The sequence below is a fragment of the Vibrio sp. TH_r3 genome (assembly GCF_033101115.1).
In the GTDB taxonomy this organism is placed as follows: domain Bacteria; phylum Pseudomonadota; class Gammaproteobacteria; order Enterobacterales; family Vibrionaceae; genus Vibrio.
Map to the genome: position 1 here is coordinate 1 of NZ_JAWMPW010000073.1, position 735 is coordinate 735.

A 735-nucleotide genomic window follows, 5' to 3' on the forward strand; every position below is an offset into this window, starting at 1 on the left:
CGTTGCCAAATGACCAGAGGTGTAAATCAATTTCTCAGGTTGAATATCATTTTCTACCCAGTTATACATATTAATGGACGTCTGATATCCGTGTGCTTTTGCGCTTAAAATAACTGTACCGTAGAATCCGGTTTGAATAGGTTTACGGAACTCATTAATCGCTTCTTCCGTACCATTAATACCAATACCAATGATATTTTCAGCAGAGATACCATTACCTTCGAGTGCACGAACACCACCAATGACAACTTGGTCATTCATGCCGTATACAATCCATTTTTTATAGTCGCCTTTTTGAGTGATCAAGCTATTTGCAGCGTTGAAAGCTTGTTCTGTATTGTCCAAACGATGCGGAGTATCAAAAATATTCTGCTTTGGATAGTTGTTCTCCATTAGAACATCCGTTGCACCTTGAGAACGCTCAAATGCGGTAGGAAGTTGCTTGTAGCTTAATGCCATAACAGCTACCTCGTCAGTATTCCAGCCACGTGATTTTATCTCATCAAATAGTGCTTGACCTACTTCACGACCGATGTTGTAAGCAGAGATCCCCATATGAACTACTTCTTCAATAGGTTCATTGTTGCCATCAACTAATCGGTCATCCACGGACATAAGCTTCAAACCATTACGTTTTGCTGAGGCAACAACCGCTGGACCAAGTTTAACATTGGGAACACAAACAATGACGCCATCAGCATTCTGCGTACCAAGGTTGTCCAAAGCTGACATCAG

General features: G+C 41.2%; 1 protein-coding gene. It reads right to left on the reverse strand.

All coding sequences use genetic code 11. The annotated features are described in order from the left end of the window. Positions 1-735, reverse strand: a 735-nt coding sequence (locus R3X26_RS18800) for a substrate-binding domain-containing protein (protein WP_317718848.1), incomplete at both ends; no start/stop codon positions are given.